The organism is Cellulosimicrobium sp. ES-005 (assembly GCF_040448685.1).
Classification (GTDB): domain Bacteria; phylum Actinomycetota; class Actinomycetes; order Actinomycetales; family Cellulomonadaceae; genus Cellulosimicrobium; species Cellulosimicrobium cellulans_G.
The window spans coordinates 4,336,111-4,360,867 of sequence record NZ_CP159290.1 but is presented as its reverse complement, the minus strand read 5'-3'; the positions used below and the strand labels follow the sequence as shown (position 1 = coordinate 4,360,867).

At 73.3% G+C, this 24,757-nt stretch carries 15 protein-coding genes and 1 riboswitch; of the genes, 5 read left to right on the top strand and 10 right to left on the bottom strand.

The genetic code is table 11. The annotated features are described in order from the left end of the window. Nucleotides 1-35: 35 nt before the first annotated feature. Nucleotides 36-145: riboswitch (ZMP/ZTP riboswitch) on the bottom strand. 82 nt (nucleotides 146-227) lie between these two features. The 3 genes from mmsB to chvE all read right to left on the bottom strand — a co-directional run bounded on the left by mmsB (nucleotide 228) and on the right by chvE (nucleotide 4,218). Then, the gene (mmsB, locus tag ABRQ22_RS19445; RefSeq protein ID WP_253050910.1) at nucleotides 228-1,400 is read right to left on the bottom strand and encodes a multiple monosaccharide ABC transporter permease; all 1,173 of its coding nucleotides are present in this window, start codon (nucleotides 1,398-1,400) and stop codon (nucleotides 228-230) included. Then, entirely contained in the window at nucleotides 1,397-2,962 is a 1,566-nt protein-coding gene (gene mmsA, locus ABRQ22_RS19440; RefSeq protein WP_253050909.1) for a multiple monosaccharide ABC transporter ATP-binding protein, read from the bottom strand. The genes mmsB and mmsA overlap by 4 nt, the downstream gene beginning before the upstream one ends. Before the next feature lie 128 nt (nucleotides 2,963-3,090). Next, complete coding sequence (gene chvE / locus ABRQ22_RS19435) at nucleotides 3,091-4,218, bottom strand: multiple monosaccharide ABC transporter substrate-binding protein (protein WP_353707873.1); 1,128 nt, start codon at nucleotides 4,216-4,218, stop codon at nucleotides 3,091-3,093. A gap of 243 nt (nucleotides 4,219-4,461) precedes the next feature. On the opposite strand from chvE, the gene ABRQ22_RS19430 reads away from it, so the two are divergent. Both ABRQ22_RS19430 and ABRQ22_RS19425 read left to right on the top strand, forming a co-directional pair. Further along, nucleotides 4,462-5,673 carry an ROK family transcriptional regulator gene (locus ABRQ22_RS19430; protein WP_308202269.1) on the top strand — a complete coding sequence of 404 codons (1,212 nt, stop codon included), beginning with the start codon at nucleotides 4,462-4,464 and terminating at the stop codon, nucleotides 5,671-5,673. After that, complete coding sequence (locus ABRQ22_RS19425) at nucleotides 5,670-6,470, top strand: ATP-binding cassette domain-containing protein (RefSeq protein WP_353707872.1); 801 nt, start codon at nucleotides 5,670-5,672, stop codon at nucleotides 6,468-6,470. The genes ABRQ22_RS19430 and ABRQ22_RS19425 overlap by 4 nt, the downstream gene beginning before the upstream one ends. 12 nt (nucleotides 6,471-6,482) lie before the next feature. On the opposite strand, the gene ABRQ22_RS19420 is transcribed toward ABRQ22_RS19425, so the two are convergent. Further along, nucleotides 6,483-7,001, bottom strand: a complete 519-nt coding sequence (locus ABRQ22_RS19420; protein WP_253050905.1) for a GNAT family N-acetyltransferase — start codon at nucleotides 6,999-7,001, stop codon at nucleotides 6,483-6,485. 176 nt (nucleotides 7,002-7,177) lie between these two features. On the opposite strand from ABRQ22_RS19420, the gene purU reads away from it, so the two are divergent. Then, on the top strand, nucleotides 7,178-8,029 hold the full coding sequence (purU, locus tag ABRQ22_RS19415) for a formyltetrahydrofolate deformylase (RefSeq protein WP_253051428.1): 852 nt from the start codon (nucleotides 7,178-7,180) through the stop codon (nucleotides 8,027-8,029). Between the two features lie 30 nt (nucleotides 8,030-8,059). Here purU and ABRQ22_RS19410 read toward each other — a convergent pair whose 3' ends face one another. The 5 genes from ABRQ22_RS19410 to ABRQ22_RS19390 all read right to left on the bottom strand — a co-directional run bounded on the left by ABRQ22_RS19410 (nucleotide 8,060) and on the right by ABRQ22_RS19390 (nucleotide 21,306). Beyond that, the gene (locus ABRQ22_RS19410) at nucleotides 8,060-8,542 is read right to left on the bottom strand and encodes a GNAT family N-acetyltransferase (protein ID WP_353707871.1); all 483 of its coding nucleotides are present in this window, start codon (nucleotides 8,540-8,542) and stop codon (nucleotides 8,060-8,062) included. Between the two features lie 158 nt (nucleotides 8,543-8,700). Then, nucleotides 8,701-14,892 (bottom strand): pullulanase-type alpha-1,6-glucosidase, encoded by a 6,192-nt coding sequence (gene pulA / locus ABRQ22_RS19405; RefSeq protein ID WP_353707870.1) that lies wholly within the window; start codon nucleotides 14,890-14,892, stop codon nucleotides 8,701-8,703. Nucleotides 14,893-15,148: 256 nt separating this feature from the next. Then, complete coding sequence (locus ABRQ22_RS19400; protein ID WP_353707869.1) at nucleotides 15,149-18,799, bottom strand: ABC transporter ATP-binding protein; 3,651 nt, start codon at nucleotides 18,797-18,799, stop codon at nucleotides 15,149-15,151. Nucleotides 18,800-18,959: 160 nt separating this feature from the next. Beyond that, nucleotides 18,960-19,946 (bottom strand): malate dehydrogenase, encoded by a 987-nt coding sequence (locus tag ABRQ22_RS19395; RefSeq protein ID WP_353707868.1) that lies wholly within the window; start codon nucleotides 19,944-19,946, stop codon nucleotides 18,960-18,962. Between the two features lie 142 nt (nucleotides 19,947-20,088). Next, nucleotides 20,089-21,306: an NADP-dependent isocitrate dehydrogenase gene (locus ABRQ22_RS19390; RefSeq protein ID WP_353707867.1), complete on the bottom strand. Its 1,218-nt coding sequence runs from the start codon at nucleotides 21,304-21,306 to the stop codon at nucleotides 20,089-20,091. Between the two features lie 371 nt (nucleotides 21,307-21,677). On the opposite strand from ABRQ22_RS19390, the gene ABRQ22_RS19385 reads away from it, so the two are divergent. Continuing rightward, complete coding sequence (locus ABRQ22_RS19385) at nucleotides 21,678-22,751, top strand: aquaporin (protein ID WP_253050899.1); 1,074 nt, start codon at nucleotides 21,678-21,680, stop codon at nucleotides 22,749-22,751. Between the two features lie 127 nt (nucleotides 22,752-22,878). Here ABRQ22_RS19385 and ABRQ22_RS19380 read toward each other — a convergent pair whose 3' ends face one another. Beyond that, nucleotides 22,879-23,307, bottom strand: a complete 429-nt coding sequence (locus tag ABRQ22_RS19380; protein WP_353707866.1) for a DUF3017 domain-containing protein — start codon at nucleotides 23,305-23,307, stop codon at nucleotides 22,879-22,881. Between the two features lie 54 nt (nucleotides 23,308-23,361). Here ABRQ22_RS19380 and ABRQ22_RS19375 point away from each other — a divergent pair, with 54 nt between their 5' ends. Next, the gene (locus ABRQ22_RS19375) at nucleotides 23,362-24,738 is read left to right on the top strand and encodes an NAD(P)/FAD-dependent oxidoreductase (RefSeq protein WP_353707865.1); all 1,377 of its coding nucleotides are present in this window, start codon (nucleotides 23,362-23,364) and stop codon (nucleotides 24,736-24,738) included. Nucleotides 24,739-24,757: the final 19 nt, after the last annotated feature.

Genomic DNA, 24,757 nt, shown 5'->3' with positions numbered 1-24,757 from the left:
TTCCCGGCTCGCCGGGTACGCCCCACCAGGGGGTGACCCGGGGCCCAGGCGAACGACCCGTCGTCTGCACAGCGTGTCGCTCCCCGGTGGTGATCCACCCTGCCCGGGCGAGTTCCACCGGGCGGCGCCAGTCGCGACGCGTCGATCCTAACCCACGTGCCGGCCGGCCGAGGGGGACGACGGCGCGCCGTCGGGCACGACACCCGACGACGCGCCGCCCGTCCCCGTCAGCGCAGGGACGCCCGGCGCTTGCTCACGAGGTCGAACGCGACCGCCGCGAGCAGCACCAGGCCCTTGATCGCCTGCTGCCACGCCGCGTCGACCGCCATGATCGACAGGCCCATGTTGAGCACGCCCATGATGAGTGCGCCGATCATGGCCCCCGAGATGCGGCCGATCCCGCCCGTCACGGCGGTGCCGCCGATGAAGCACGCCGCGATGGCGTCGAGCTCGTAGTTGACGCCCGCCGCCGCCACGCCTGCCCCGGCGCGGGAGGTCGTGATGACGGCGGCGACCGCCGCGAGCACGCCCATGTTGACGAAGATGCCGAAGTCGACCCGGCGCGCGCTGACCCCCGACAGGACGGCCGCGTGCCGGTTCCCGCCGATCGCGTAGACGTGCCGCCCGAACACGCTGCGGTTCAGGACGAACGAGTAGGCGATGATGAGCGCCCCCACGATGAGCAGCACGATCGGCGTGCCACCCGCGCTCAGGGCGAGCCAGTACGTGACCACGCCGATGAGCAGGGCCGCGACGACGATCTTGACGACGAACGCCGCCATCGGCTCGACCGACAGCCCGTGCTTGCGGAGCGACGTCCGCGAGCGCCACTGCGCGACCGCGAACGCGAGGATGCCGAGCACGCCGATGCCGAGCGTGACGACGTCGAGGTCACCGACGAAGCCGAACCAGTTGGGCACGGAGCCGTTGCTGATCTCCTTGAACCCCTCGGGCAGGCCGGCGACCGTGGTCCCGACGAGGACGATCGCGAGGCCGCGGAAGACGAGCATGCCGGCGAGGGTGACGATGAACGCCGGGATCCCGACGTACGCGACCCAGAAGCCCTGCCAGACGCCGACGAGCGCACCGACGACGAGCGACAGCGCGACCGCGACCAGCCACGGCAGGTCCCACTGGGTCATCATGATCGCGCACAGACCGCCGACGAACGCCACGACCGACCCGACGGACAGGTCGATGTGGCCGGCCACGATCACCATGACCATGCCGATGGCGAGCACCATGACGTAGGCGTTCTGCTGCACGAGGCTCGCGACGTTGTTCGGGTAGAGCAGGCGCCCGTCGGTGAGCACCTGGAAGAGCAGGACGATGACGAGCAGCGCCGCGACGATGCCGTACTGGCGGACGTTGCGGCCGAGGTACTCCCTGACGGCGTTCATCGGTCGATGACTCCCTTGTCCATGGTCATGTAGTGCATGAGGGTCTCCTGGGTCGCCTCGGCGCGGGAGACCTCGCCCGTGATCCGCCCCTGGCTCATCGCGTAGATGCGGTCGCAGATCCCGAGGAGCTCGGGCAGCTCGGAGGAGATCACGAGGACGGCCTTGCCCGCGTCGGCGAGCGCGTTGACGATCGAGTAGATCTCGTACTTCGCCCCGACGTCGATGCCGCGCGTGGGCTCGTCGAGGATGAGCACGTCGGGGTCCGCGAAGACCCACTTGCCGAGCACGACCTTCTGCTGGTTGCCGCCCGAGAGCTTGCCCGCGAGCGACTCGACCGTGGGCGCCTTGATCCGGAAGTCGCGGCGGTAGCGCTCCGCGACCGTCGCCTCCTCCTCACGCTGGACGAACCCCCAGCGGGCGACCTTGCCGAGCGCGGACGCCGAGATGTTCTCGCGGATCGTCTGGATGAGGTTCAGCCCGTAGCGCTTGCGGTCCTCCGTCGCGTAGGCGAGCCCGTGCGAGATCGCCTCGGCGACCGTCCGCGTGCGGACGGGGACGCCGTCCTTGTAGACCTGCCCGGAGATCCGCGTCCCGTACGCGTGCCCGAACACGCTCATGGCCAGCTCGGTGCGCCCGGCACCCATGAGACCGGCGAGCCCGACGATCTCACCGGCGTGCACGGTGAGGTTCGCGTGGTCGACGACGACGCGCTCGGTGTCGACGGGGTGGTGGGCCGTCCAGTCCTCGATGCGCAGCACCTCGCGCCCGACGGACGGCTCCCGTGCGGGGAACCGGCTCTCGAGCTCGCGACCGACCATGCCGCGGATGATGCGCTCCTCGCTCACGGGCTCCTCGCCGCGGAGGTCGAGCGTCTCGATCGTGCGGCCGTCGCGCAGGATCGTGACGCGGTCCGCGATGGCGGCGATCTCGTTGAGCTTGTGCGAGATGATGATCGAGGTGATCCCCGCCTCGCGGAACTGGTCGATGAGACCGAGCAGGTGGGCGCTGTCCTCGTCGTTCAGGGCTGCCGTCGGCTCGTCGAGGATGAGCAGGTCGACGCGCTTCGACAGCGCCTTCGCGATCTCGACGAGCTGCTGCTTGCCGACGCCGAGGTCCATCGCGAGCGTCGAGGGGTTCTCGTGCAGTCCTACGCGTTCGAGGAGCTGCGAGGCCTCCGCCGCGGTGCGGTTCCAGTCGACGACGCCCCCGCTCGCCTTCTCGTTGCCGAGGAAGATGTTCTCGGCGACCGACAGGAACGGGACGAGCGCCAGCTCCTGGTGGATGATGACGATCCCGCGCGCCTCGCTGTCGCGGATCCCCCGGAACTCGCACGGCTCGCCGTCGAGCACGATGTCGCCCGTGTACGAGCCGTGCGGGTACACGCCCGACAGGACCTTCATGAGGGTCGACTTTCCCGCCCCGTTCTCCCCGCAGATCGCGTGCACCTCGCCGCGACGCACCTCGAGCGTCACGTCCTGCAACGCCTTGACCCCGGGGAACTCCTTGCTGATCGCGTGCATCTCGAGGATGTTCCTCGTCTCGAGCACGTTCTCGAGAACCATCCCTGCTCCTGTCTCGTCACGGGCGCGCCGCGACGCGTCGTGCGGATCGTCCGGCCCCCCCCCGGGGGGGGGGGGGGGGCGGGGGGGGGGGGGGGGGGGGTCGGGCGGCCTGCGCCGCCCCGACCGGGTCACAGACCGAGCTGCTCGGCCGTGTAGAAGCCCGAGTCGACGAGCTTCTGCTGGACCGTGTCGGCCGTGACGACCTCCGGCGGGAGCAGGTACGAGGGGACGACCTTGACCCCGTTGTCGTAGGTCTCGGTGTCGTTGACCTCGACCTCGGCCCCGTCGACGATCTGCTCGACCATGGTCGCGACCTGGTCGCCGAGCGTGCGGGTGTCCTTCCAGACGGTCATCGACTGCGTGCCCGCGAGCATGTTCTTCACGTTGGCCTCGTCCGCGTCCTGGCCGGTGACGATCGGCCAGTCGGCCGACGTGTACGCCGCGCCCTCGAGCGCCTGCTCGATGCCGAGCGCGAGCGAGTCGTTCGGCGACAGGACCACGTCGACCTTCTTGTCCGTGTAGAACGAGTTGAGCCGGTTCTCCATCTCCGACTGCGCCTTCGCGGACTCCCAGCCCTGGATGCCGATCGACGCCCAGTCGTCGACCGTGGCGGGCGCCTTGCCGGAGGGGACGACGAGCTGGCCGGACTCGACGTACGGGCTCAGCACGTCCCACGCGCCCTTGAAGAAGAACTTCGCGTTGTTATCGTCGGGCGAGCCCGCGAACGGCTCGAGGTTGAACGGGCCCGCGCCGTCGGCGAGCCCGAGCTGCTCCACGATGAACTCGCCCTGGAGCGTTCCGACGAGCTCGTTGTCGAACGTCGCGTAGTAGTCGACGTGCTCGGAGCCGTTGATCAGGCGGTCGTAGGCGATGACGGGGACGTCGTTCTCCGCCGCCTGGTCGAGGACCGGGCCCAGCGCGGTCCCGTCGATGGAGGCGATGACGAGGACGTCAGCGCCCTGGTTGATCATGTTCTGGAGCTGCGTGATCTGCTGGTCGACCTTGTTGTCCGCGTACTGCAGGGTCGTCTCGAAGCCGGCCTCCTGGAGCAGCTCCTCCAGGTGTGCGCCGTCGTTGTTCCAGCGCTCGAGGCTGCGCGTCGGCATCGCGATGCCGACGAGCGTGTCGCCCGAGTCCGCGGCCTCCGAGGCGCCGTCACCCGAGTCGCTCGCCCGCTCCGCGCTGCACGCGGCGAGCGAACCGACCAGGAGTGCGGTCCCCGCGAAGGCGGTGACCTTGCTGCGCCATGACGTCATCGTCGTCTCCCTCTCGTCGTCGAAAGGCCGCACCCCCGAGGTCGGGTGGCACGGCGCTCCGCCGGGCGGTCGTCCGTCGTCGGACGGGAACGCTCCCACGGGCTGGGAGGGACCGTAGCCGCGCTTGAGTTCGCCGGTCAAGCGCACGAGAGACCCCGTAATCATTTTGTGTTCGAGCATCGAAGCCATGAGGATCCGCGCTGCGGCCGACCTCCGCGGCGCCGCACCGTGTAGCCTGCGCGTGTGAACAGCGACCGGTCCACCCCCGGGTCGCAGGCGTCCCTCCGAGAGGCGAACCGACTTCGCATCGTCGACGCGGTGAGGCGCTTCGGGGGTCTCACCCAGGTCGAGCTCGCCGAGGCGACGGGGCTGTCGACAGCGACCGTCTCGACGATCGTCAAGGAGCTCACCGGCGCGGGCGTCGTCGACACCCGCCCGGCGTCCCGGTCCGGGCGGCGTGCGCAGATGGTGACGCTCGCGCGCCGGCTCGGCGTCGTCGCGGCGATCCAGTTCGGGCGCCGCCGCCTCACGGTGGCGATCGCCGACCCGACGCGCGAGATCCTCGCCGAGCAGCACATGCCCCTGCCCGTCGACCACCGCCTCGACACCGGGCTGGACCGGGCCGCCCTGCTCGTCGTCGAGATGCTGGACCGCGTCGGTGCGGCGCCGGACGAGCTGCTGACCGTCGGCGTCGCCCTGCCGGCGCCGGTCGACGAGGACACCGGCATGATCTCCGTGCGCGGGGTGATGCGCGGGTGGGACGACGTCCACGTCGGGCAGGTGCTCGCCAAGCGGCTCGCACGGCCCGTCAAGGTCGACAACGACGCGAACCTCGCGGCGCTCGCCGAGCACGAGCTCGGCGCGACGCGCGGGTACCGGGACTCGATCTTCGTGCGCGCCTCCTACGGCACCGGCGCCGGCATCGTGCTCGGGGGCCGAGTCCATCGGGGCTACGCCGGGACGGCGGGCGAGATCGGTCACATGCAGGTCGACCCGGCCGGCCCGATCTGCCGCTGCGGGAACCGCGGGTGCCTCGAGACCGTCGTGGGGTCCGACGCGCTGCTCGCCCTCGTCCGGACGAGCCACGGGGACCTCACCCTGCACGACCTCGTCCAGGGCGCGCTCGACGGCGATCCGGGGTGCCGCCGCGTCGTCGCCGACGCGGGGGACCGGATCGGGTCCGTGGTGGCCGGTCTGGCGACGGCGCTGAACCCGCAGGCGGTCGTCGTCGGGGGCGAGCTCGCCGAGACCGGCGAGGTCCTGCTGGCCCCGTTCCGCGAGTCGATGCGCCGCCACCTCGTCCCGAACACCATCGCCCCCGTCGAGGTCCTCGCGTCGGACCTCGGCTCTCGCGCCGAGGTCCTCGGCGCGCTCTCCCTCGCGCTCGCCGCGACCGACCTGGCCACCGACGGCCCGGTGGTCGCCCCCTCCCCCACCGAAGGTGACCCGACGTGACCACCCGCCCTGCTGTCCCGGCGCTCGCCCTGCACGGGATCGACAAGTCGTTCGGCGCCGTCCAGGCCCTCACCGGCGTCGAGCTCGAGGTCCACCGGCACGAGGTCGTCGCTCTGGTCGGCGACAACGGTGCCGGCAAGTCCACGCTCGCCAAGATCGTCGCGGGCGTGCTGACGCCCGACGCCGGCTTCATCGAGTCCGACGGCGTCCCGGTCGTCATCCCGACCCCGGCCGCCGCCCACGCGCTCGGGATCGCGACCGTCTTCCAGGACCTGGCCCTGTGCGACAACCTCGACGTCGTGTCGAACCTCTACCTCGGCCGCGAGCTGCGTCGGGGGCGGGGCCTCGACGAGGCGACCATGGAGGGGACCGCGCGGCGCGTGCTGGCCGACCTCAACGCGCGCGTGCCGTCGGTACGGGTGCCGGTCTCGTCGCTCTCGGGCGGCCAGCGCCAGAGCGTCGCGATCGCCCGCACCCTCCTGGGCTCCCCCCGCATCGTCGTGCTCGACGAACCGACCGCGGCGCTGTCCGTCGCGCAGTCCGCCGAGGTGCTCACGCACATCCTGCGGCTGCGGGACATGGGCCATGCCGTCATCCTCATCAGCCACAACATGACCGACGTCCGCGCGGTGGCGGACCGGGTCGAGGTGCTGCGGCACGGCCGGAACAACGGGAGCTTCTCCGGCCCCGACGCCAGCTACGAGGAGATCATCGCGGCGATCACCGGCGCCTCGACCCTCACGTCCCCGCGCCACGACTCGTCGGTCTCGGCCACCCAGTACCCACGGCGCGGCTGAGGCCTCCCGGGACTACTCGTGCCCGACGGCGTCCGACTCGTTGCGCGCCTCGGCCTCGCCCAGGATGCGGCGCAGGTAGGTGTAGGTGAGGTCGCCGGCCGCCTTGTCGTACTGCTCCTCGTACCCGTGCTTGGTGTACATCGCGAGGTTCTGCTTGGAGTCCTTGCCCGTGAAGACCCAGATCTCCGAGGTCTGCTCCGGGAGATAGGGCAGCACCTCGAAGAGCATCTGCGTCCCGATGCCCCGGCCCTGCATGTCCGGCGCGACCGCGAGCCGCCCGAGCGTCGCCTTGCTGTCCTCGATCTCGACCCGGACCGAGCCGACCAGGCGCGGGCCGAGCCACGCGCCGATCGTCACGACGTCCTCGCGCGCGAGGTCCTCGCGCAGCTCGTGGAGGGTCTGGGTCAGCGGGGGGATGTTGGGGTCCTGGTAGAGCTGCGCCTCGGTGACGAACGCCGCCCGCCGCAGGGTCAGGAGCTCACCGGCCTCGGCGTCGTCGACGAGGCGGGTCGTGATCTGCGCGTCGTTCATGAAGACATCGTGTCAGACATCGCGCGGCGCGACCGCGCGTGTCCGGGTGATGTCGGGCTGCCGGACGGCGGTCCCGGCACCGCCGGGACGCGGCTACCCTCTGAGGGGTGTCCACGACAGATCCCCGTGGCGCCGACGTCCCCGACACCTCGGCGCTCCGCACCGCGCAGACCCCGATCGGCGACCCCACGCACTGGGTCCTCACGCTCTCGTGCCCGGACGGGCCGGGGATCGTGCACGCCGTCGCCGGTGCCCTCGCGCGGCTCGGCGGCAACATCACGGAGTCGCAGCAGTTCGGCGACCCGCTCTCGGGGCTGTTCTTCATGCGCGTGCAGGTCACCGCGGCCGCGGAGCGCGCCGAGCTGGAGCGGGCGGTCGAGGAGGTCGCGGCCCGGTTCGCCATGACGTGGCAGCTCGACGTCGTCGGGCGACGGGTCCGCACGCTGCTCATGGTCTCCAAGGCCCCGCACTGCCTCGTCGACCTGCTGTACCGCGAGCGCTCCCAGGGCATGCCGATCGAGGTCGTGGGCGTCGTCGGCAACCACCGCGACCTCGAGGACATCGCGACGTTCTACGGCAAGCCGTTCCACCACGTCCCCGTGACGAGGGACACCAAGGCCGACGCCGAGGCGCGCCTGCGCGAGCTCGTGCGCGACCTCGACGTCGAGCTCGTCGTCCTCGCGCGCTACATGCAGATCCTCTCCGACGACCTGTGCCGCGAGATGCCCGGGCGCATCATCAACATCCACCACTCGTTCCTGCCGAGCTTCAAGGGCGCGCGGCCCTACGCCCAGGCGCACGACCGCGGCGTCAAGCTCATCGGCGCGACGTCGCACTACGTGACCGGCGACCTCGACGAGGGCCCGATCATCGAGCAGGACGTGGAGCGCGTGGACCACTCGCGCCGCGTCGAGGACCTGGTCGCGATCGGCGAGGACGTCGAGCGCCAGACGCTCGCGCGCGCCGTGCGGTGGCACGCCGAGCACCGGGTGCTCCTCGACGGGCACCGCACGGTCGTCTTCCGCTGATGCCCTGACGGCGGCCGCACGCGGCCGCCGTCAGAGCGGCAGCTTGAACCCCTCGTGGGACTGCTCGTAGCCGAGCGACCGGTAGAAGCGGTGGGCGTCGTCGCGCTGCTTGTCGGACGTGAGCTGCGCGAGGGCGCAGCCGCGCTCCCGCCCCCACGCGTGTGCCCACGCCATCATGGCCCGCCCGACGCCCTGGCCCCGCAGCCGGCGGTCCACGCGCACCGCCTCGACCAGCAGCCGGGAGGCTCCGTGGCGGGAGATGCCCGGGACCACGGTGAGCTGCATGGTGCCCACGACCTCGCCGTCGCGCTCCACGACGACCAGGGCGTTGTTCGGGTCCGCGTCGATCGCGGCGAACGCCGCCTCGTGCTCCGGGCCGACGTCGCCGGTGCGGTCGCGTGCGATCGCGTCGTCGGCGATGAGCTCGACCACGCGAGGCAGGTCGGCGGCGACGGCCGTGCGGAACACGAGCCCCGCCGTCGGGCGGACGGCGGGCCGGGGCGAGGTGGTCACGGCTCGCGACCGTAGCACCCGCCCCGCCGGGAGAGCACGAGGACGTCCCGAGGACGGCCGCGGCCGACCGAGAAAGACCCGAGGCCCCGCCGAGGTAGAGCCGAGGTGCGCCGAGGTAGAGCCCTGGTGATGACCAGGGCTCTACCTCGGCGTTCGACTCAGGAGCAGGTGACCGCCTCGTGCTCGACGGTGAAGGTCGAGGTGACCTCCTCGCCGTCGACCACCGCGGTGGCGGTCACCGTGGCCTCGCCGGCCGCGACCGCCTTCTGGCGCGTCGCGAACGACTGGTAGGCGTTCCTGCCGGGCGCGACGTCCGCGACGGCCTTCTCGCCGAACGGCGTGGCGAGCCGGACGTCCACCGGCACGGCGCCGTCGTTCGTCGCGCGGACGGCGACGTACGCCTTGCCCGCGAGGCAGCGGGGCTGCACCTCGACGGAGACGGGCAGGTCGCCGCCCGCCTGCGGCTCGACGAGCACCGCGACGGTGCGCGCCGGGACCGTGACGGTCCCAGACGCCGCGTCCCACGTGGTGCCGCGCACGGCGTCGTCGCTCCCCTCGGCCTGGACCGGCGAGAGCACGTACTCGCGGCCCGCGAGCGCGGACAGCGGGACGGTGACCTCGTCCGGCGAGGCGTTGAAGACGGCGAGGAGCCCGTCGAGCGCGGGGTCGACGTCGGTGCCGACGGTGTCGTCCACCGCCATCGCCACGACCCCCGGGACCTGGTCCGTCCCGGCGTCCGGGAAGGTGACCTTCTCCCGGATGAGGTCCGCGTCGCCGAGCCGGAACAGCTCGGTCGAGTGCCGCAGCCGCAGGAGGTCCTGCGCCTGCGCCGACGCGGTGGCGATGTCGTCGGGCGACGGCTTGAGCGCCGGGTCCGCGAGGAGCGGCGCCATGAGCGGCCACTTGTCCTCGTTGTCCGCCGCCATCGGCAGGCCCCTGCCGAAGCCGTTGTCCTGACCGGTCCAGTCGATCGCGTTGAACCAGTCGCCCGAGTCGTAGCTGTTGCGGTCGAGCGACTTGGACCGCAGCAGGTCCGTGCCCGCGTGCCAGAACGACGGCGTCTGGGAGAGCGCCGCGGTCGCGAGCGAGACCGTGTTCATGCGCACGCGCTCGTCCATCGGCGTGTCGGCCGGGAGCTTGAGCGCGAGCAGGTCGAACAACGTCTCGTTGTCGTGCGCGTCGACGTACGTCACGACCTCCTCGGGCGAGTCGGCGTAGCCGGCCGGCGCCCCGCGGTAGTCGATCTCGTCGCCGCGCTTCTCCTCGCCCGTCGACGTGACGAGCGTGTAGTCGCGCAGGTTGCCCGCGAGGCCGAGACGCACGAGGTCGGTCTGGTGACCGAGGTCGGCGAGCTCGTCCGCGGACCCGTCGTTCACGGTCCCCGGCTCCCCCGCCCGGGCGGGCTGCCCGTTCGGGTCGGTCGCCAGGCCCGTGCCGAAGCCCTGCGTGAACGTCGAGGCGCCGTCGACGGGCGATCCGCCGTGCACGGCGTCGCGCAGCCGGTCGGAGAACGTCCCGATGCCCGTGCCGCCGAGCTGGCCCTGCGTGGCCTGCTCGAACAGCGCGTTGCCCGCGACCTCGCCGAAGTCCCAGCCCTCGCCGTACAGGTAGACGGACTTCCCGTCGACGCCGTCCTCGGCGAGCGTGAGCTCGTCGAGCGCGGCCCGGACGTCGAGCATGTTCTGCTTCGAGTGGTGGCCCATGAGGTCGAAGCGGAACCCGTCGACGCGGTAGTCCTTCGCCCACGTGACGACCGAGTCGACCATGAGCTTGCCCGCCATCGCGTGCTCGGTCGCGACGTTCTGGCAGCACGTGCTCGTCTCGACGGAGCCGGTGGTCGGGTTCTGCCGGTGGTAGTAGCCCGGCACGACCTTGTCGAGGACGGACTTCGCGTCCTGTCCGCTCGCGGCGGTGTGGTTGAACACCTGGTCGAGCACGACCTGCAGCCCGGCACCGTGGAGCGAACCGACCATGGTGCGGAACTCGGCCACGCGCGCGCCGCCGTCCGCGTCGACCGCGTACGACCCCTCCGGCGTGCTGAAGTGCCACGGGTCGTAGCCCCAGTTGAAGCCGTCCTGCGCCTGCACCGCCGCGACCGCGGCCTGCTGCTCGGTCGAGTCCGGGGCGAACCCGGAGAGGTCGCCCGTGGTCGCCTGGGCAGCACGGTCCTCGGGGATCGACGCGATGTCGAACGTCGGGAGCAGGTGCACCGTGGTGACGCCCGCGTCCGCGAGCTCGCGCAGGTGCGTCATGCCGGCCGAGTCCGTCTCCGCGAACGCGAGGTACGTGCCGCGCCGCTCCGCCGGGACCGTCTCGTCGGAGATCGAGAAGTCCCGGACGTGGAGCTCGTAGATCGTCTGGTCCACCGCCCGCTCGACGACCGGGGCGGGCGTGCCCTCCCAGGCGCTCGGACGGAACGCAGGGTCGTCGAGGTCGACGGCCACCGAGTGCGTGGAGTCGAGCGTCAGGCCCACCGAGTACGGGTCGGTGACGACGTTCGTCTCGACCTTCCCCGTGCTCGGGACGTAGACGCGCACCTCGTAGAGGTAGCGCGCGCCCTTCCAGCCGACGGCCGCGCCGCCGAGCTTCTTGTCTGCCGCCTTGCCGTCGAGGGTCCACGTGCCGTCGGCCTGGCGGGCGGCCTCGAACCGGCGCGGGTCGTCGTCGAGCGACGCCCCCGCGGGCCACGCGAGCACCGAGACGGCCTTCGCCGTCGGCGCCCACAGCGCGAACGACGCCCACTTGCCGTTGGCGTGCCACGAGACGCCGAGCTCGCGCTCGGCCGCGTCCTGCGCGAACAGGTCGTCGACGACGCCCGGCACCTGGACCCCGGTCGCGGCCGTGAGCGCGCCGCCGTCGGCCCGGGTGACGAGGAGCTGGCCGGTGAGCGCCGCCTCGACCTCCGCGCGGTCGAGCGGCTCGCCGTCGTCGAGCACGCGCAGCGCGGTGTGCCCGGCGAGCGCCGGGAACTCGGCGGCGACGTCGTCGGGCAGGCCCGACGGGTCGACCTCGAGCGTGTACGACGCCGTGCCCTCCGGCGCCTGCACCTCGCCGTCGGCGCCGCCCGGGGTGACCGAGAGCCCGCCCTCCGGGGCGGACCACAGGGTCCACTCGTCGCCCGTGCCGAGGTCGCCCGGCCACGCGACGACGCCCTCGCGCACCCAGTGCGCGGCCTGCTGGCCGGTGCCGGGGAGCGGCGGGTTCGCGACGTCGATCGTCAGGACGTGGGACGCGAGGTCGTAGGAGAACGTGACCTGCTCTCCATCGCCGACGGAGAACTGGTAGTTCGCCCCGTCGCGCGCGCCGCCGACGCCGTAGTTCTCGGCCCAGCTCAGGCCGTGCGCGACCTTGGCCTCGTACGCGCCGGCCGCGAGGCGGTCGGTCGACCAGGTGTAGACGCCGTCGCCGTCCGGGTCCTTGAGCCAGGAGGCGAGGCAGTCGGGCGCCCACGAGCCGGGGCAGCCGACCTGGTCCTGGAACGAGCCCGCGAGCGTGACGATCGGCCCCTGCGCGGTGCTCGAGAAGTCCTTGCTCACCGGGTCCCAGTAGAACGTCACCGGGCCGCCGGTCGTCGTGTACGTCGCGTTGCCACCGTCCTGTACACCGCCGACGCCGTAGTTCACGGTCCACGACCCGTTGAGCGCGACCTTGTACTCGTACGTCCCGGCCGGGATGTCGAACGTGCCCGCGTAGACGCCGTCGGCGCGCTTCGTGAGCTGCGCGGCCTCGCACGCCGGGGCCCAGTCGCCCGCGCAGCCCATGGCCGCGTTGTGGCTGCCGGGCACGGTCACGAGGTCGATCTCGGGCTCGGGCTCCTCGCCCACGACCCCGCTCACGTCGACCCCGACGCTCGCGAACGTGGACGCGGCGGCGCGGTCGCCGTCGGCGTCGGTCGTCACGGCGCGGTACTCGACGAGCGTGCCGTCGGCGAGACCCGCGACGTCGTGGAAGACGCGCGGCGCCGTGTCCTCGGCGGTGCCGAGCGGGTGCCACTCGGCGCTCCCGACCTCGCGCCACGCGAACGACGTCTCGGCCCACGCGTCCGGGTCGACCGTGGCCGTCACGGGCGCGACGCCCGTGACCGCTCCCCCGGCCCGCGGCACGGTGACGGCGATCTCGCCCGACGAGTCCGCGCCGACCTCGCGGTCGGCCCGGAGCACGACGGTCCCCGTCGCCGGGACGGTCAGCGTGACGACGCCGTCCGCGTCGGCGGTGACGGGGGCGGCCTGCTCGCCGTAGAGCACCTCGTACGAGGCGCCGGGCGTGAGGGTCGTGAACGTCGCCGTCCGCTCCTGCGCCGCGTTGTTCAGTGCGACCAGGTGCTCGATCTTCTCCTCGCGGTCGACGCGGCTGAACGCGTACACGCCCACGCCGTTCTCGACGTAGCGCTCCACCTGGGCGCCGTCGGCCAGCGCCGGGTGCGCCTCGCGCAGCGCGGCGAGCCCGGCGATGTGCGCGTAGAGCGGCGCGTCCGTGCCGAAGCGGTCGACGCTGCCCGCCTGCTCGCCGGTGACGAGCGGCTGGTCGGCGTACTCGTCGACCTGGGTCGCGAACAGGGTCTGGCGCGCGTCCTTGTCGCCGCCCTTCCCCGCGAAGCCCTGCTCGTCGCCGTAGTACACGACCGGCTGCCCGCGGGTCAGGTACATGAGGTCGTGCGCGAGCTCGTCGCGCGCGAGCGGGTCGTCGGTGCTCGCGAGCATGTAGCCGACGCGGCCCATGTCGTGGTTGCCGAGGAACGTCGGCAGCGCCTGCGCGTTCGTGGTGGGCGTCGTGTACATGTCGTCGCTCGCGAAGAGCGAGGCGAGACCCTTGGCGCTGTTGCCGCTCGCGAAGCTCGTCGCGGCGGACTGGAACGTGAAGTCGAGCGTCGAGCTCATGTCCGTCTTGCGCACGTAGGGCGAGAGCTTCGCGGCGTCGGCGTCGTACACCTCGCCGAACATGAAGAAGTCGTCCTTGCCCTGCGCGTGCGCGTAGTCGAGGACCTCGGCGGTCCACGTCTCCCAGAACTCGAAGTTCACGTGCTTGACCGTGTCGATGCGGAAGCCGTCGATGCCGAGGTCGATCCAGTCCTGGTAGACGTCGACGAACCCGTCGACGACCGTCGGGTGCTCGGTCATGAGGTCGTCGAGGCCGTCGAAGTCCCCGTACGTCACGGACTCCCCGGTCCACGTCGAGTTGCCGCGGTTGTGGTACAGCGTCGGATCGTTGAGCCAGGCCGGGACCTTGAGGTCCTGCTTGCCCGCGGGGACGACCGGCGTGTACGGGAACGACGTCGCGGCGTCCAGCGCCGGGAAGTCGCCGGTGCCCGCGTGGTCCGCCGGGTCGAACACGGTGCCCTCGGCGTCGCGGTACGGCGACGTGGCCTGGTCGACGTACGCGTACTGCTTCTCCTCGTAGTCGATGACGTCGGCCGTGTGGTTCGTGATGATGTCGAAGTAGACCTTGATGCCGCGGTCGTGCGCCTCGTCGATGAGCGCCTCGAGCTCGGCGTTGGTGCCGAGGTGCGGGTCGATCTGCGTGAAGTCGGTGATCCAGTAGCCGTGGTAGCCCGCCGACGCGTCGGCGCCCGTGCCCTGGACCGGCTGGTTCTTGAACGACGGCGTGAGCCAGATCGCCGTCGTGCCGAGGCCCTCGACGTAGTCGAGGTTCTGCCGCAGGCCCGCGATGTCGCCGCCCTGGTAGAAGCCCTTGTTCGTCGGGTCGAACCCGGAGACGAGCGGGTCGTCGCCGAGCCCCGCCGTGTCGTTCGACGGGTCGCCGTTCGCGAACCGGTCGGTCATGACGAAGTAGAAGCGCTCGTCCGACCCCGGCTGGCGCACGGGGGGCACCACGAGGTCGGCGTCCTGCGCCTCGTCGTAGTCCCCCGCGAGCCCGAGCGGCGTGAGCGCGATGCGATGCGTCGACTCGTCGAACGTGACGCGCACGGTCGCGTCGCCGCCGAGCACGAGCGGCGCGTTGTCCTGGCCGCCGTCGCGCCCGTACGCCTCGTCCCAGGCGTCGTCGTAGGCGACCTTGTACTGGTAGGTGCCCGCGGGCACCTCGAAGTCGGCGGACCAGACGCCGGCGGCGTCGGTGGGCGCGAGCTCGGTCGCCGCGCACGCGGGGTCCCAGTCGGCGGCGCAGCCGAGCTCGGACTGGAGGTCGCCGACGAGGGCGAGCGTGCGCTCGTCGGCCCCCACGGCGGGTGCGGCGAACGCGGCGAGCGTGACGCCCGCCAGGCCCGAGGTGGCGAGCGCGACGGCGGTAACCGACGCCGTCGTCCTGGCCCCGCGCGGACGGCGGGGCGGCGGGTCGGATGGGTGGGGCGACGGGATGCGCGGAACGCGGCGACGTCGCGGCGTGGAGGTCATGAGGACTCCCTCGTCCGGTGGCTGGTGCGGGACCGCACGCGTGAGCGGGCAGGGCCGACAAGTCCACGGACGACGAGACCGGCAGCGGGCGACGTCGACCGCGGCTTCCTCAGCGTACGGCTGAGCCGAACTGTACTGGTTGCAGAAACTTGCAGCAAGACTCGGAAACCCCGGAGACGCCGAACCCGGGGTCGCTCCCCACGGAACACGTCCGGTGAGGAGCGACCCCGGGTTCGGCGGGGAGCGGGAGGGGAGGTCAGCCCGCCAGGTGACCCCAGCGCGGTGCCAGGTCGCGCCACGGCCCGACCTCCGCGACGCGGCCCTCGTCGAGCACGACGACGCGGTCCGCGCGCGCGAGCGCCGCACGCTTCGACGTCGCGCCGATCACCGTGGTCCCGCGCTCCCGGAGCGAGGTCCACAGCTCGATCTCGGTCGCCGCGTCGAGCGCGCTCGAGACGTCGTCCGCGAGCAGGAGCTCGGCGTCGGTCGCGAGCGCCCGTGCGAGGGCGAGCCGCTGCACCTGGCCGCCCGAGAGCCGGACGCCGCGGTGGCCCACCAGCGCCTCGTGGCCCCCGGCCTCGACGACGTCGCGCTCCAGGCGCGCGGCCGCGACCGGGCCGTGCACGTCGCGCTCGTGCCCGAGGCGCACGTTGTCGGCGAACGTCCCCGAGAGCACACGCGGGACCTGCGCCACGTGGGCGACCTGTCCCGGCCGCAGGAACGTCTGGGCGTCGACGACGTCGGTCCCGTTCCACCGGATGTGCCCCGTGTGCTCCATGAGGCCCGACAACGCCGAGAGCAGGCTCGACTTGCCCGCCCCGACCTGCCCGAGCAGGAGGACGAGCTCGCCGCGACGCACCGCGAGGTCGACGCCCTGGACGCCGATCGTGCCGTCGTCGTGCAGCGCGGTGACGTCGGACAGCTCGAGCCGCTCGAGCGGCTGGCGCGGCCCCGGGTCGGGCACGGGGGCCTCGCCCGTGAGGAGGTCGACGCCGGGTGGCAGGTCCATGAGATCCGTGCCCCCGGCGAACCGGCTCGTGGCGCGCTGCCACGAGCGCGTGCCCGGCGCCTCCGTCACGACTGCCCCCGCGACCACGCCGAACCAGCCGAAGCCGGTCACCGCGTTGGCGACCAGGAGCGCGGTCGCGAGGTCCCACGTGCCCGCGAGCAGCCCGGCCCACGCCGCCACGACGCCGAGCTGGATCATCACGAGCGGGACGCCGTCGAGCGCGGCCTGCACCCGGTGCTCGAAGATCGCGGCCCGCACGCGCCCCCCGTCGACCTCGCGCAGGTGCGCGTGCACCTGCGGCGTCCGGGCGGCGAGCTTGACCGTGCGCGCCGAGTCGAGCGCCGAGACCAGCGCCCGCCCGAACCGGGCGCGCGCCGCCGACGACCGCGTGGCCGACCGGCCCGCGATCGGGCGCCCGAGCGCGGACGCCGCCGCGGACACGACCATCACGGCGAGCAGCACCGCGCCCGCGAGCCACGACCCGCTGAGCAGCGCCGTGACCCCCGCGACGACGAGGCCGTTGACGAAGTCGACCCACCGGTCCGCGTACCGGACGAAGCGGTCGGCGTCCATGGCACGCGCGACCACCTCGCCCGGGGGCGTCGCGGTGAGCCGGTGCTGGCGCGTCTGGCCGGCCATGACGGCCATGCGCACGCGCAGCAGCACCTCGATCCACCAGCGCGGGTAGACGTACAGCGCCCACGCGAGGCAGAGGGGCGCGAGGACGAGGAGCACGGCGAGCGGCACGAGCAGCTGCGCCGGGAACCCCTCGTCCAGGTCCTGCACGGCGCGGCCCCAAAGGAAGCCCGTGACGGCGCCCTGCGCCGAGACGAGGCTCGTCACGAGGAACAGCAGGGCGCCGACGACGCCCCACGCGGGGCGCACGAACAGCGCGTGCAGCACCCCGCGAGCGAGGCTGGGCCCGTCGCCGGGGTCCGCGAGGACCGGCGGCGTGCCACGCCGTCGGCGGCCTCCGACCGACTCCGCCGCCCGGTCCGCAGCCGCGCCGTCGGCGTCGCCGGGACGGCCCGACGCGCCCGGGACGGGCGACACGTCGCGCGCGCCGTCGTCGTCGAGCAGGGCCTCGCCCGCACCGGGGTGCGCGCCGACGACGCCCGTCCCGGTCTCCTCGGCGACGCTCGCGGCGAGCAGGTCGCGGTACGGGCCCGCGACGCGGGCGAGCGCCGCCCGCTCGCCCTGCTGCACGACCCGCCCGTGGTCGAGGACCGCGAGCAGCCCGGCCCGCTCGATCGTCGAGAGACGGTGCGCGACGAGCACGCCCGTCCGCCCGGCGAGCAGCCGCTCCGAGGCCGCGACGACGCGCGCCTCGGTCAGCGGGTCCATGCGCGCGGTCGCCTCGTCGAGCACGACGACCTGCACGTCGCGGACGAGCAGCCGCGCGAACGCGACGAGCTGCTCCTCCCCCGCCGACAGCGACGTGCCACCGGGTCCGAGCAGCGTGTCGAGGCCGTCGGGGAGGCCCGCGACCCAGTCGTCGAGGCGCAGCTCGCGCACCGCGGCCTCGACGTCGGCGCGCGGCACGTCGGCGAAGAGCGCGACGTTCTCCGCGAGCGTGCCCGCGAGGATCTCGGTGCGCTGCGTCACGACCCCCACCGCGGCGCGCAGTGCCTGCAGGTCGAGGTCGCGCACGTCCACGCCGCCCACGAGCACCGCGCCCCGCGGCGGCTCGACCGCGCGCGAGAGGAGGGACGCCAGGGTCGACTTGCCCGACCCCGTCCGCCCCACGAGCGCGACCGTCTCGCCCGCGGGCACCCGCAGGCTCACGCCGTCGAGCGCGAACGTGCCCTCGGCGTAGGAGAAGTGGAGGTCGCGCAGCTCGATCCCCACCGGTCCGGCGGGTAGCGTACGCCCACCCGTCGGCTCGGGCTCGACCGCGAGCATCTGCCGGATGCGCGTGAGCGCCCCGATGCCCTCCTGGATGTCCGGCAGGTGGTGGACCAGGTTGTCCACCTGGCCCACGAACATCGCGGTCACGAGGAACAGGGTGACGAGGCGGTCGACGCCCAGGTCGCCGTCGGCGGCGAGCGCGGCGCCCGCGACGGCCACGCCCGCGAGCAGCGACGCGAGGACGAGCCCGGCACGCCGCAGCATGCGCGACTCGATCACGAGCACGGCCTGGAACTTCCGGTGCACCTGGGCCGAGCGCTCGGCGAGGCGCCGCACCGCGAACGACTGGCCGAGGCTCGTGCGCAGGTCGTCCCGCGCCGCGACGGACTCCTCGAACGCCGCGGCGTGGTCCGTCCACGCGGCCTCCTCGATCACCTTGCGGCGCGCGATCTCGCCCAGCATGGGGCGCACGATCACCGCGGCGACCGCGCCGAGCACCGGGAAGAGGATCCAGGCCGGCCACCAGGTGAGGCCCGCGACGACCCACATCGGCAGGACGCCGACGACCGTGCGGCCCGCGCCCCAGAGCTGGCGGCGCACCAGCGTGCCGACCGCGTGCGTGTCGTCGTCCACGCGGTCGAGCACCTCGCCCACCGCCTGCTCCGTGAGCGTGGCGAGCGGCTGGTGGAGGGCGGCCGTGAGCAGGTCGCCGCGCAGGCGCCCCTCGGCGCGGTCGACGACGCCGGCCCACACGACCTGGCCGACGGTGTCGAGCAGCGCGGCACCGACGACGCACAGCGCGAGGAGCTGGAGCGTCGCCGTCGTCGGGTCGTCGGCGAGCCAGCCCGCGATGACGGTCCCGAGCGCGGCACCGACCGCTCCGAGCGTGAGCGCGACGAGGGCGACGACGGCCAGCGGCCCGCGCAGGCGCCGCCAGTCCAGGCGGCGGGCGGGGTCGACGGGTGCGCGCGACGCACCCGCCGCCGGGGTGGGGTCCTGGGTGGTCGGGGGGTTCGGGGGCTGCTCGGTCGGCAGGGTGGCGTCGATCATGGCCCGTCGACCCTACGGCGCGGCACCCTCGACGGCGCAGCGAATTTCCGCTCGGTCACCCATCCCCGGACGCCCCGCACCGCCGCTCCCGTCCGGCCCCCGGAGCGTCCCCGGTCCCGCGGTCCGGACCGTGCCTCGGACCACGGGACCGGATCCCGGCTCAGACGAGCCCGAGCTGCTCCACGGCCTGCCGCTCCTCCTGGAGCTCCGCGACCGACGCGTCGACGCGCCCGCGCGAGAACTCCGACAGCTCGACGCCCTGGACGATCTCCCACGACCCGCCGCGAGACACCACCGGGAACGACGAGATGAGACCCGTCGGGACGCCGTACGACCCGTCGGACACGACGCCCGCGCTCGTCCAGTCGCCGTCCGGCGTCCCGAGCACCCAGTCGCGCACGTGGTCGATCGCCGCGTTCGCGGCCGACGCCGCGGACGACGCGCCGCGCGCGTCGATGATCGCCGCGCCGCGCTTCGCGACCGTCGGGATGAACGTCCCCTCGAGCCACTCGCGGTCCTCCGCGAGCCGCGCGCCCGGGGTCCCCGCGACGTCCGCCTGGAAGATGTCCGGGTACTGCGTCGCCGAGTGGTTGCCCCAGATCGTCACCTTGCGCACCTCGGACACCGGCACGCCCGCCCGCTTCGCCACCTGCGTCAGCGCGCGGTTGTGGTCCAGGCGCGTCATCGCGGTGAACCGGTCCTTCGGCACGTCCGGCGCGTTCGACGCCGCGATGAGCGCGTTCGTGTTCGCCGGGTTGCCGACGACCAGGACGCGCACGTCGTCCGCCGCGCCCGCGTTGATCGCCTGGCCCTGCGGCTTGAAGATGCCGCCGTTGGCCTCCAGCAGGTCGCCGCGCTCCATGCCCGGACCGCGCGGGCGCGCGCCCACGAGCAGCGCGACGTTCGTCCCCTCGAACGCGGCGGTCGGGTCGTCGAAGATGTCGATGCCGGCGAGCAGCGGGAAGGCGCAGTCGTCGAGCTCCATCGCGGTGCCCTCGGCGGCCTTGACGCCCTGCGGGATCTCCAGGAGGCGCAGGCGCACGGGGGTGTCGGGGCCGAGCATCTGGCCCGACGCGATACGGAAGAGCAGGGCGTAACCGATCTGACCGGCCGCGCCGGTCACCGTCACGTTCACGGGGGAAGTCATGCGCTCACTCTCCCACAACGCGACCCGCACGGACGCGCGGAGCGGCGCGCCCGCGGGGCGCACCCCGCCGCCAGGGTCCGGGGACGACGACGGCGGCACCCCCTGCACGAGGGGGCGCCGCCGTCGGGCGTGCGGAGGGCGATCAGCCCAGGCGCGCCTTGAGGTTCTCGTCGAGCGCGGCGAGGAAGTCCTCGGTCGTCAGCCACTCCTGGTCCGGGCCGATGAGGAGCGCGAGGTCCTTCGTCATCTTGCCGGACTCGACCGTCTTGATGACGACGTCCTCGAGCGTCTGCGCGAACTCGGTGACCTCGGGCGTGCCGTCCAGCTTGCCGCGGTGCATGAGGCCACGGGTCCAGGCGAAGATCGACGCGATCGGGTTGGTCGACGTCGGCTTGCCCTGCTGGTGCTGGCGGTAGTGACGCGTCACGGTGCCGTGCGCGGCCTCGGCCTCGACGGTCTGGCCGTCCGGGGTCATGAGGACCGACGTCATGAGGCCGAGCGAGCCGAAGCCCTGCGCGACGGTGTCGGACTGGACGTCGCCGTCGTAGTTCTTGCAGGCCCAGACGTAGCCGCCCTCCCACTTCATGGCCGAGGCGACCATGTCGTCGATGAGGCGGTGCTCGTACGTGAGGCCCTTCGCGGCGAACGCCTCGGCGAACTCGGCGTCGAACACCTCCTGGAAGATGTCCTTGAAGGCGCCGTCGTAGGCCTTGAGGATCGTGTTCTTCGTCGAGAGGTACACGGGGTACTCGCGCTGGAGGCCGTACGCGAACGAGGCGCGCGCGAAGTCGCGGATCGACTCGTTGAAGTTGTACATGCCCATCGCGACGCCGCCCTCCTCGGGCATGGTCACGACCTCGAACCTCTGCGGCTCGGAGCCGTCGGCCGGCTCGAACGTCATCGTGATCTTGCCGGGGCCGGGGACCTTGAAGTTCGTCGACTTGTACTGGTCGCCGTGGGCGTGACGGCCGATGATGATCGGCTTGTTCCAGCCCGGCACGAGGCGCGGGATGTTGGAGATGATGATCGGCTCGCGGAAGACGACGCCACCGAGGATGTTGCGGATCGTGCCGTTCGGCGAGACCCACATCTTCTTGAGGCCGAACTCCTCGACGCGCGCCTCGTCGGGCGTGATCGTCGCGCACTTGACGCCCACGTTGTACTGCTTGATCGCGTGCGCGGCGTCGATGGTGACCTGGTCGTCCGTCGCGTCGCGGTTCTGGATCGACAGGTCGTAGTACTTGAGGTCCACGTCGAGGTACGGGTGGATGAGGCGGTCCTTGATGAACTGCCAGATGATGCGCGTCATCTCGTCGCCGTCGAGCTCGACGACCGGGTTGACGACCTTGATCTTGCCCATGCGCAGATCGCTCCATTGTCGGGGACTGGTGCCCCCGGGAGCCGGACGGCGACCGTCGGCCCGTCGGGCCCGGTCCGTCGCACACAGGGGCGTTGCTGACCGCGGTCCAGGGTACTCGACTTCTCGACGTCAAGATACTTTCGGGGCTCCCGCCATCCGACCGCATCGTGAGACGGGCCGTCCGTTCTCAGGTGGGGCACCGCCGATTTCCACACTTCTCCCGGGTGGTGGTGGCAAGATGCCCCCAGATGCCGGAATGGCCGGGCACTCGGTCAGGCATCGTGCCGTCGTCCCGACCGCCTCCCGGTGCCGCACCGTGGCGGCCGGGCCCGGGACTGCCCGAAGTACCCACCGAACCAGACAGGATCATCATGTCCCAGGACACCACCGCTCCCGGCGCGCCGGAGGGCTTCGTCGAGGACCCGAGTCCCGCGCCCACCGAGGCCGTCGCCGTCGTCCAGCCGAGCCTCCTCGCGCGTCTCGGCGCCGAGGTCTTCGGCACGTTCTTCCTCGTCCTCGCGATCGTGGGTGTGGCGCTGTACACCTTCGTCAGCCAGCAGAACGCCCTGGCCGTCGGCCTGGCCGGTGGTATCGCGGTGGTCGCGGGCGCCGCCGCCGTGGGCAACGTGTCCGGTGGCCACTTCAACCCGGCCGTCACGCTCGGTGCCGCGATCGGCGGCCGCACCGCGTGGCGCGACGTCCTGCCGTACTGGGTCGCGCAGCTCGTCGGCGCGCTCCTCGCCGGCCTCGTCCTGCTCGCGACCGTGCCCTCCACGCTCCCGCAGCTCCTCGGCCAGGACGGCCGGGGCGGGGTGTTCGTCGCGACCGCCAACGGCTACGGCAGCTTCTCCTCGCTCTCGACGGCGTCGCAGGGCGGCACGGAGTTCGGCCTCGTGCAGGCGCTGCTCATCGAGACCATCGTCACCGCCGTGTTCGTGGGCGTGATCCTCGGCGTCACCGACAAGCGCGCGAGCGTCCAGTACGCGCCCGTCGTGATCGGCTTCACGCTGACCGCCCTCATCCTCGTCGCCGCGCCGATCACCAACGCGTCGATCAACCCGGCACGCTCGATGGCCTCGGCGGTCTTCGCCGGCGACGGGGACCTGTGGAAGCAGCAGTGGGTCTTCTGGGTCGCCCCGCTCCTCGGCGCCGCGATCGCGGGCCTGTTCTACCGTGCCTTCGCCTTCGCCCCCAAGCAGGACGACCTCCTCGGCGAGGACCAGGTCGTCACGCTGACCGAGGCCGGGGCCCCGGCGTACTCCGCGGCGGCCGGCGCGGCGGGTGCGGGCGCGGTCGCCGCCGTGGTCGAGGAGGAGGTCGTCGTCACGGACGAGAACGGCGACGTCGTCGCGGTCGAGGAGGTCGTCGAGGTCGTCGAGGCGGACGAGCCCGAGGCCCCGGCGACGGATGACGCCCCCGGCACGGACGAGGCCCCCAAGGCCTGACGTCCCGCACGCCCCGACGGGCCCGGACCGCGACCGCGGTCCGGGCCCGTCGTCGTCCGCGGCACCGCGTCCGGAGGGTTGCCCCCCCGGCCCCTCCCGGGGGGCGTGGGCAGGCGCCCGCGACGGGTCAGATCTCGCCCTGGTCGAGGGTCAGCGCGAGGAACGCCATGACGACCGCGGGCGCGAGGAAGAGGAAGACGTCCAGCCCGCGGGAGCGCACGGTGATCCCCACGGGACCCGGGCCCGGGACAACCGCGCGGCACACGCCGGCCACCGCGAGCAGCCCGGCGAGCGTGAAGCAGCCGGCGCGCGCGCCGACGAGCACCGCGACGAGCATCGACACCGCGACGCCCGCGAGCACGAGCCACATCGCCGGCTGACGCGACGGGGCGAGGCTCGCAGGCGGTTCCGGGACCGGGGGCCGGGCCTCGTCGTCGGGACGCGCGCCCGCCGGGCGCCCGTCGTCTCCCGGCTCGTCCTCGACGTGGTGCCACGCCGGCACGAGCGTCGCCGGCGGCCGGTGCCGCGTCCCCCCGTCCGCGGTGACGTCGGTCACGCTGCTGCACCTTCCACGCCCGGAAGCCTACCGTCGTGGCCTAGCGTGACGTGCATGTCGTCCGCCGAGCCGCCGGTCCTCCCGCCACCCTCCGCGCACCGCGCGTCCCCTCGCGCGACGGACCCGGGAGCGCCCGCGTCGGTCGTCGTCGTGGGCGCGGGGCTCGCCGGCGCCCAGACCGTCGGCGCGCTCCGGCGTCGGGGGTACGCCGGGAGGGTGACGCTGCTCGGCGCGGAGGGCGTGCCTCCCTACGACCGGCCACCGCTCTCGAAGGAGCTCCTGAGCCGCCCGGGCCCGGCGTGGCTCGCCGAGGACCTCGGCGTGGACGTCGAGGCGCTCGCCGACGAGGTGCGCCTGGCCGACCCGGCAGTGCGGCTGGAGCGCCGGGCGACGCCCGACGGCCGTCTCTGGGAGATCACGACGCGGTCGGGCGAGCGCCGGGCCGCGGCGGCCGTGGTGCTCGCGGTCGGCTCCACGCCCGTGCGGCCCGACGGCTGGGAGCACGCCCGCCTCCTGCACACGGTCCGGGACGCCGAGGCCCTCCGCGGCGCGCTGCGGCCGGGGCTCCGCCTCGTGATCGTGGGCGCGGGCTGGATCGGCGCCGAGCTGGCAGGGGTCGCCGCCGGCGCGGGGGCGCATGTCACGGTCCTCGAGGCCGCTCCCGCCCCGCTCCGGCGCCAGCTCGGTCCGGCCGTCGGCGCGCACCTCGCGCCCTGGTACGCGGCCGTCGGCGCCGAGCTCGTGACCGGTGCCGCGGTGGCGGAGGTCCGGCCCGACGGCGTCCGGCTCGCCGACGGGCGCGAGCTGTCGGCCGACCTCGTGCTGGCCGCCGTGGGCGCCCGCCCCGCGACGGACTGGCTCGACGGCGCGGTCCCGCGCGACGTGCGCGGCAGCGTGCCCGTGGACGCCACCGGCGCCGTGCCGGGGCTGGCCGGGCTCTGGGCCGTCGGCGACTGCGCGACGCGCGAGCACCCGCTGCTCGGCGCGGTGCCCGGTGGCCACTGGTCCGCCGCCCTCCACGACCCGGACGCGACCGTCGCCGCGCTGCTCGGCGACGAGCCCGACGCTCCCGGGCACGCCCCGTACGTGTTCTCCCAGCAGCTCGGGCACGACCTCGCCCTGTTCGGCGTGCCCGACGAGGCCGACGACGTGCTCTTCCGCGGCGACCCGTCCGGCGGCCCGACCGGCCACGAGGGCTGGGCCGCGTTCTACCTCGCCCCGGGGACGACCTCCGGCTCCACCTCGGACGGCGGCACGACGGCGGACGGCGGCCCGGAGCGTCGGGTCACCGAGGTCCGGGCGGTCCTCCTGGTCGACTCGCCGCGCGACGTCGGCCCGGTCCGCAAGGCGATGAACCGCGCCGGCCGCCTCGGCGTCGACCTCGACGTCGCGCTCGACCCGACCCGCCGCCTCCGCGACGCCCTGGTCTGACGCCCGGCGCGCGACGGCC